The following is a 7,802-nucleotide window of genomic DNA, read 5'->3' as shown; positions in this document are numbered from 1 at the left end:
AATTTCACAACATGGTTTTGCAGACCAATGGCCAACCGTTTGTCGTGACATTGTGATGAAATAAAGAGCTATGCTACAGTATGGCTTGAAATAGAGACTATACTCCAAAATTATGGGGTTGAACCGACATAACGAGCAGCTACATGGTTTCTATGAGATGTATACTGATTGCATAGAGTGGAAAAATATTGGAGAGCAGAAGAAAGAAAATATATCTGATGATGATGTGAAAAAAATTGCTATTTGTGTTAGTATGTTGCAAAGTGAAATGATAAGAAGAGAGAAAGACATGTTTAGTAAATAGATTTAGTTAAAGCGTCCTTCGGGGCGCTTTTTTATTTGCGAAGGGAGCGTAGTTGTATGGGGAAACTGATTTTGGAGCTGACGTTGGTGGAGGCGATGATCGTGAAGCATGCGCTGCGCGACTGGCCTGGGAAAAACGAGAAAGAGTTTAATGTGATGGATAAGGTTGCGGATGCAATTGACTCGTATAAGACAGGGCATGCGATTGTGACTCCAAAAGACAAGGAACGGGGCACGATTATTGACTGCAAGGAAAACTGCTTGGACCGTAGTAAGTGTGGGACGTGCAGCGCTGGACGAGTGGAATGGAACAAGGGACGGTGCAGTGGGAAAATGGGTAGCAATGAGGCGATCCGTGCGCCAGTGCCTACGAATTTCGAGCGCAGGCATGGAGCAATGACGCAGAAGAAGGGGTCGCTAAGGTGAATCTGCAAAAGCAAAAGCGAATACGACTTCCGAAGGGTAGTAAAGCCGTAAAGAAGTTGAACGATGAAATACACTCGCGAGATAATGACGAGTGTATTTTTTGTCATTGCTATGTTGATCCTGGAGTGAAATGGCATCATTGGCCGTACGGCAATGAAAAAGAAGATGTGATTCATAAAGGGGTTAATAGTTGTGATGCTTGCCATACGTGGGCACACAAGGATGATGTGCAGGGTGCTAATCGGCGCTGCTGCGACCATTTGAGTGCGTTATATCCTGAGCATGCTGAATATTACGAGCGGCATGTTAGAGATTGAGGAAGGAGGCGATAGCGTGTGGGTACTATATTCCAGATACCGGACAATCCAAGCGTGGGAGAGTTACAGCATCTACTTACGACATGCTCAAATCAAATTGCTACCCTTACGGATTTGGTTGCAACGTATAAAGCCGATGCTGCGATTAAGACAACGGCCTTCAAAAGGGAGGTCGCGAGAGCGACGGTTAAATATCGCCATGATGGTACAGCCGCTGTTGTAAAAGCGTTAGTGGAGATTGATGCTGAGGTTATTGCTGCTGGCAATGAGTGCGATAATGCCGAAGCGATCTATGGGTTAGCGAAGGCTGAACTTGATGGATACGAGGCGCACTTTGTTGCGCTGCGGAAAATCAGCGAATTGCGCAAAACGGAAATGAGGAGCTTTGGTAGTTAATTAGTAACGCTAAAAAGTAACGGGCGGTGGTGACATGATGTAATGGCGGCAAAAGCAAAATATGATTGGGAAGCGTTACTCAAAGAGTACCTTCGCTCGGACTGCACAAGTAAGACGCAGTTTGCTGAGAGTAAAGGAATAAACGCTAGCCTGCTGCGGCGTAACACCGCTGATTGGCCTAGCAAGTCGAAAAGCAAAAGTAACAGTAACAAAAAGCCAAAACGAAAAGTAACAGCTAAAAGCAAGAGTAACAAAAATGAAAAAGTAGCGCCGAACCAAGAGCGAAAGGTTACCGGGTCCGAGTTGGCGTTGATAAATGACGAAGGAAACTTGACGGAAAAGCAAAAGCTTTTCTGTTTTTTTTACGTCAAGAGTTACAATGCGACGCAATCGGCTATTAAGGCAGGGTATACGGCAAAGTATCCAAGTGAGATAGGATGGCAATTGCTACAGATACCTAAGGTGAGGGATGAGGTACAGCGTCTGAAGAACATAAAACGGCGGTCAATCATGATATCTGAGGATGATATTGTCGAGCGCTATATGCGGATCGCCTTTGCTGACATAAGCGATTTCGCTGATTTTGGCACGGAAGAATATCCGGCAGTGGATGAACATGGGCATATCATGATTGATGGTAACGGCAATGTTAAAACTCGCAAACGTGACTACCTGGAATTCAAGGACAGTAATGACGTGGACGGCGGTTTAATCTGTGAAATAAGTTTGGGGCGCAGCGGCATGAAAGTAAAATTGGAAGATAGGCAGAAAGCATTGCGGTGGTTGGCAGATTACTTCTGCATGAACCCAATGAACCAGCACAAGATAGCCTATGACAAGGCGGTCCTTTCTCTTCGGGAGCGCGAACTGAAAGCAAAGGAATGGTAACGATATGGCTCAGGGATTTGCCAAGACGCTATATGCGTCAAAGGAATGGATTGAACTGCGGCGCAACCTGATTATTGAGCGCGGTCCAGTGTGTCAGGAGTGTGGCGCTGTTATGGTTGATACGTCTAAACTGATTGGTCATCATACAGTAACACTCACACCGCAAAACGTAACAGATCCAAAGGTAACACTCAATCCTGCATTGATACGTTTGGCTTGTCATGATTGCCATAACAAGCAGCCGCATCATTTCTGCGGTAGTAAGCAGCGGTCAGTGTACTTGGTGTATGGCAGTCCTTGCAGTGGTAAGACGACATTGGTCAATCAGATGGCAGAGCGAGGCGATATGATCCTTGATATCGATAGTCTGTTCCAAGCGATCAGCGGCATGGGCATGCACGATAAGCCAAACAATCTTAGGTTCAATGTCTTTGCTTTGCGTGACAAGATGTTGGACATGATTAAGACTCGCTACGGCGAGTGGCATGATGCCTATATTGTCGGCGGCTATCCGGGCAAAGGAGAGAGGGAGCGGTTATCAGTGGAGTTAGGCGCTGAGTTGATCTATTGTGAGTCAACGATTGATGAATGCAAGCAAAGAGCGCTAGCCGATCAAGTGCGAGGTAAAGACTTGGTGCGATGGATTGAGAAATGGTGGAGGGACTTTGAGCCGTAGCCCCCCTGCTTCGCAAAAATTTTTCCAAAATACCCGGACCGGTGGGGGCCCTCAATTTTTTTACATGGCAAAAATTTGACTTTTCCGGGGAGGCTTTCCAAAACCGGTGGTACTTGGAGGTGAGTCATGGAAACGCAGCAAGAGTATGAGAGAATCAAGGCTTTATTCGATGGGGTGGATGAAAAGCAACTTGCTTTAGTAGACGGAACCATTTGGGAAGCGGCTAGGCTGCGGGTAGAACTGAACCAACTGCATAAAATTGTGCAGCAAACAGGGCTGCTAAAACTGCATCCAGAGAATCCGGCCATGCAAAAAGAACTGCCAGTAAGCCGTATGATCGTAAAGGTCAGGGCCAATTACCTGAACTATATCGCAAAGCTTAGCGGTGTTTTGGGCCGTAGCGTGGATGATGAGGAAAACGATCTCGAAGAATTTGCGTGAGAGAAAAATAAATAAATAGCAAACGTTATGAGAAGGCTTTGCAGGATAATTACCTGCCACCTTCTCTTTTTATTTTCAAGAATAAAAGGAGAGGGCATTAGTGGAGATATGGAAAGATGTTGAAGGCTATGAAGATTTATATCAGGTAAGCAACTTCGGGCAAATTAGGGCCTTGAATTATCGTAAACAGCATATTCCACAAGTTATCAAGCAAGGTGTTGATGCTCATGGTTATTATAAAATCAGATTATCGCTAAATGGTAGACGGACAGAGTATAAAGTTCATAGGTTAGTGGCAATTGCTTTTCTTGAAAATTGTGGAAAACTGCCTGAGGTTAACCATAAAGATGGTAATAAGAGAAATAATAAGATAAACAATCTGGAATGGGTTACAAAACTTGATAATATCAAACATCAATTTGAAACGGGTCTCGTAAGTAAAAATGCAAATAAAAAACCAGTAATTGCTATATGTATAAAGGATGGTGTTGGGAAATGCTTCGAGTCTATAGCTGATGCATCACGAAACTTGGGAATTAAGCGTTGCGATATAACGCATTGTATCTCTGGTAAATACAAAACCAGCAAGGGATATATGTTTAACTTGATTCACAAGAGAGGAGCGTGATCCAGATGGGCAACCATCTGCAATGATGGAGAAAGGAGGACTGCGGCATGCTGGATGAATTGAAGGAGCGGTATCCGCAGTCCTTCCTGCTTGAGTATTATGAGAGATGTAGCGCCGGCGAAATTGTTGTTGGTCGGGAGCTCATGCAGTGCCTTGAAAATCTTTTGGAAGACCTGCAAGATGAGCAATACCGCTTCGATATGCTGGAACCGCACAAGCGGATCAAGTTTATTGAGACACAGTGCAAGCATTCCATCAGCCCGTTTGCAGGCAAGCCGTTTTTATTAGAACTTTGGGAGAAGGCGCTGATCGAGGCAACCTATGGATTCCAAATTTTTGACGACGAATTACAGCGCTGGATCAGACGCTTTACAGAAATTCTTTTGTTGATTGGACGTAAAAATGGAAAAAGCTCGCTGTGTGCCGCTCTTGGCAACTGCGAGTTTTTTTGTGGCCCAGTGGGGACGAACATTCTTTGCTCCTCCAATGACTATGAGCAGTCTGCTATCGTTTTCGACGAAATCAACAACATGCGCGAAGAGTCGAGAAGCCTTGACCGGGTAAGCCGGAAGAATATCAAAGGTATTTTCATGGGAAACCCTAAGCAGAAAAAGAAAAAGGGAAAGTTCAGCTACCAGAATAAGGCGAAGATCAAAAAGCTTTCCGCGAAGACTGGTGCCAAGGAAGGTAAAAATATCGACTTCGCCATTGTCGACGAAGTGCATGAAATGGCGGACGATTCTTTGGTCATGCCAATCAAGCAATCTATGTCGACAAAGGATGAGCCGTTACTGTTTGAGATTACCACGGAGGGCTTTACCGACGATGGGTACTTAGACAAACGTTTGGCATATGCCAGGATGGTGCTGAAAGGGGAAAAGCAAAATCGCCGACTCTTGCCATGGCTTTATACGCAAGATTCTGAGGCGGAGGTGTGGCAGAACCGTTCCAGCTGGCCAAAATCAAATCCAAACCTTGGAGTCAGTAAGAAATGGTCTTATTTGGATGGCCTGGTGGAAGAGGCCAAGACGGAAACCACTGTTCGAGCCTTTATGCTGTCCAAAGATTTCAATATCAAACAGAACGCAGCGGCGGCGTGGCTGACCGAGGCGGATGCCGTGAATACGGCGGAGTTTGATCCGTCCATTCTTACTGGCAAAAAATACATTGGCGCGTTGGACTTTGCAGAAACGACAGACCTTTGCAGCGCCAAGGCGATTGTGCTAGATAAGGACTGCGGGAAGATGTATTCTATGGGAATGTATTTTATTCCTGAAATAAAAGCGGATGCGGTACTGGAAGACGACAACCAAAATCTAAACCCGGAGAAAAAGAATTACCGCGAGTGGGCAAAACAAGGAAAAGTTACAATCTGCCCTGGCAGCGAGGTGGACCCGCTGGCAGTAGCGCAATGGTTTTATGGACTGTATCAGCAGTATGGCATGATTCCGTTTAAAATCGGCTATGACAATTGGCACGCCAAGGACTTCAAGAGGTTGGTTGGCGAGTATTTCGGCGAGGAAGTGTTGGAGCAAATCCGCATGGACTATGCTTCGCTGTCCGGACCAATGCGAATCGTCGAGTCGGATCTGAAAAGCAAGAAGCTAGTCTACGGAAATAATCCGATTGATCGCTGGTGTTTGAAAAACGTGTCGGTAAAACTGGATAACATTGGCCGGATTATGCCGGTGAAGTTGCAGGGACAGTCCAAGAACCGTATTGATGGTGCCTTGGGCTTTATTATTGCCTACGCAGCATACAGCCGATACAAATCCGAATACATGAGCATGGTATAGAGGGAGGTGAGCGAGTGATTTTTAATTACCTGCAGGGCGTATTTCAAAAATATCAGCAGCGAAAGCAGCAGAAGCAATTGGCCGCCATTCTTAGCGATGGAAGGGCCATTTTTTCTACCTTTGGGGACAATGTGTACTTGTCTGATTTTGTGAATAACTGCATTGATCGTATCGCTACGGAAATTTCAAAAATTGATGTGGTTTCCGTAGTGCAAAAGCCGGGAACGATCCGGCAGCAGAATGATGACATTACCAGGCTGTTCCGGTTTAAGCCAAATCCGCTGCAAACGACGAAAGATTTCTTGGCGTGTTGCGAATGGCTGCGGCGAAAGGACCATAATTGCTTTATTTATCCGCAGTATGAAATCGTTTGCGACAAAGCCGGTCAGCCATATCGGAAGTATGTTGCTTTTTATCCGCTCAATCCCTCCAATATTGAGATTGGCGTTGACGAAACAACCGGCGATGTATGGGAGATCAAGTTTTACTGGCGCGACGGTACCTGCGACATCTTGCCTTATGAAGATATTGTGCATCTGCGCTGGAGGCGAGGGAAAAACACCATCGTCGGAGGCGGGAATGATTACGGAATGCCTGACACTAAAGACTTACTAGGGGCTGTATCAACGTTAGACAAAGTGATGCAAGGGTTGCCGTTGGCAATCGAAGCAAGTCTGAAAGTTAAAGGAATATTCAGGGCTAAAACGCTGGTTGATTCTGATGTTATAAAAAAGCAACGCGACGATTTTGAAGAGCATATACAAACGAGCTCATCCGGCATCGTAGCGACCGATTTGGCAGGTGATTTTTCGCCGGTTAATATGACGCCTGCAAACATTGACTCGGAAGTCATGAAAGTGTTGAAGTCAATCATCCGAGAACGGTACGGCGTTTCAGAGGCGATGCTTTCTGGCGATTTCAACGGCGATCAGCATGCGGCTTTTTACGAAGCTTGCATTGAGGATTTTATTACTGAGTTTGAACAGGGTATGTCAGCGTGTTTGTTTACGGGGCGCGAGCAGGACGTCGGTCATCGTCTTAAATGTTATTACAATCGCCTGGAATATTTGTCGATGGGCAACAAAATTGAGCTTGCCAATCTGGCAACCAGTACCGGCCTCATGACGCTGAATGAAATACTGGGGACGCTGTTGGGAATGGAGCCGTTTGATGGCGGCGATCGACGGCTGCAGTCGCTGAATTTCGTGAATACGCAAATTGTGGATACGTATCAGTTGAACCAAGCTAGTAAAACAAAGGATGGTGGGAAGAGTGCCTAAAAAAGATGAAACGATGATTTTAACTCGTAATTTTAAAGTCAGTGATTTTCGGGCAGTTGCACCTGGCGATGATGCTAAACAAAACATGCTAGAAGGTCATGCGGCTGTATTTGACACAATAACGAATATTGGAAATTGGTACCAAGAAAAAATTGACCAAAGAGCGTTTGACGGATGCGATTTCGACGACGTTCTTTTTTTTATTAACCACAATACGGATAAAGTTCCATTGGCAAGAAGCAGGCGAAATAACGGAAACAGCACAATGCAATTAAAAGTTGATGAAGTCGGGTTGTTTGTGTCGGCAGCACTGGATGTTGAGAATAATAGTGAGGCGAGACAGCTGTATTCTAGTGTTGCTAGAGGAGATATGGACGGAATGTCCTTTATGTTTCGAGTCGCTGACGATAAGTGGAGCGGACTTGATACGGATATGCCGACAAGAACCATTCTAAAAATAGCTAAGGTATTTGAATGTAGTGCAGTAAACTGGCCTGCCTACCCAACGACTGATATTAGCGCTCGTGACCAAATGTCATTGGACAATGACAGGCGTGCATTGGATAATGCGCGGCGGTCACAGGAGTTGGATAACTCCAGGGAAGTTAATATATATAAACTCAAAAATAAAATCTTAGGAGGAATGTAACG

9 protein-coding genes are annotated in these 7,802 nt (G+C 45.3%); all 9 read left to right on the top strand.

Going from position 1 to position 7,802, the window contains the following annotated elements; all coding sequences use genetic code 11:
- Positions 1-360: 360 nt before the first annotated feature.
- The 9 genes from PHF27_RS05815 (at position 361) to PHF27_RS05775 (ending at position 7,800) form a co-directional block, all read left to right on the top strand.
- Entirely contained in the window at positions 361-729 is a 369-nt protein-coding gene (locus PHF27_RS05815) for a hypothetical protein (protein ID WP_300067248.1), read from the top strand.
- Positions 730-1,064: 335 nt separating this feature from the next.
- Positions 1,065-1,442, top strand: coding sequence for a hypothetical protein (locus PHF27_RS05810; RefSeq protein WP_300067246.1), 378 nt, complete (start codon positions 1,065-1,067; stop codon positions 1,440-1,442).
- A gap of 42 nt (positions 1,443-1,484) precedes the next feature.
- The gene (locus PHF27_RS05805; protein ID WP_300067245.1) at positions 1,485-2,330 is read left to right on the top strand and encodes a terminase small subunit; all 846 of its coding nucleotides are present in this window, start codon (positions 1,485-1,487) and stop codon (positions 2,328-2,330) included.
- Positions 2,331-2,334: 4 nt separating this feature from the next.
- The gene (locus PHF27_RS05800; RefSeq protein ID WP_300067243.1) at positions 2,335-3,006 is read left to right on the top strand and encodes a hypothetical protein; all 672 of its coding nucleotides are present in this window, start codon (positions 2,335-2,337) and stop codon (positions 3,004-3,006) included.
- 126 nt (positions 3,007-3,132) lie between these two features.
- A complete protein-coding gene (locus PHF27_RS05795; RefSeq protein WP_300067241.1) occupies positions 3,133-3,447 on the top strand; it encodes a hypothetical protein in 315 nt (104 codons plus the stop codon).
- A gap of 100 nt (positions 3,448-3,547) precedes the next feature.
- A complete protein-coding gene (locus PHF27_RS05790) occupies positions 3,548-4,075 on the top strand; it encodes an NUMOD4 domain-containing protein (RefSeq protein WP_300067239.1) in 528 nt (175 codons plus the stop codon).
- A gap of 47 nt (positions 4,076-4,122) precedes the next feature.
- Positions 4,123-5,871, top strand: a complete 1,749-nt coding sequence (locus PHF27_RS05785; RefSeq protein WP_300067238.1) for a terminase TerL endonuclease subunit — start codon at positions 4,123-4,125, stop codon at positions 5,869-5,871.
- A gap of 14 nt (positions 5,872-5,885) precedes the next feature.
- Positions 5,886-7,151 carry a phage portal protein gene (locus PHF27_RS05780; protein ID WP_300067236.1) on the top strand — a complete coding sequence of 422 codons (1,266 nt, stop codon included), beginning with the start codon at positions 5,886-5,888 and terminating at the stop codon, positions 7,149-7,151.
- Entirely contained in the window at positions 7,144-7,800 is a 657-nt protein-coding gene (locus PHF27_RS05775; RefSeq protein ID WP_300067234.1) for an HK97 family phage prohead protease, read from the top strand. Before PHF27_RS05780 ends, PHF27_RS05775 begins: the two co-directional genes overlap by 8 nt.
- Positions 7,801-7,802: the final 2 nt, after the last annotated feature.

Source organism: Anaeromusa sp. (assembly GCF_028691475.1).
In the GTDB taxonomy this organism is placed as follows: domain Bacteria; phylum Bacillota; class Negativicutes; order Anaeromusales; family Anaeromusaceae; genus Anaeromusa.
This window is presented reverse-complemented; position numbering and strand designations above follow the sequence as displayed.

Coding starts and splice junctions, on each gene's coding strand:
- PHF27_RS05815 (WP_300067248.1), top strand. CDS start 361: ATGGGGAAACTGATTTTGGAGCTGACGTTGGTGGAGGCGATGATCGTG.
- PHF27_RS05805 (WP_300067245.1), top strand. CDS start 1,485: ATGGCGGCAAAAGCAAAATATGATTGGGAAGCGTTACTCAAAGAGTAC.
- PHF27_RS05800 (WP_300067243.1), top strand. CDS start 2,335: ATGGCTCAGGGATTTGCCAAGACGCTATATGCGTCAAAGGAATGGATT.
- PHF27_RS05795 (WP_300067241.1), top strand. CDS start 3,133: ATGGAAACGCAGCAAGAGTATGAGAGAATCAAGGCTTTATTCGATGGG.
- PHF27_RS05785 (WP_300067238.1), top strand. CDS start 4,123: ATGCTGGATGAATTGAAGGAGCGGTATCCGCAGTCCTTCCTGCTTGAG.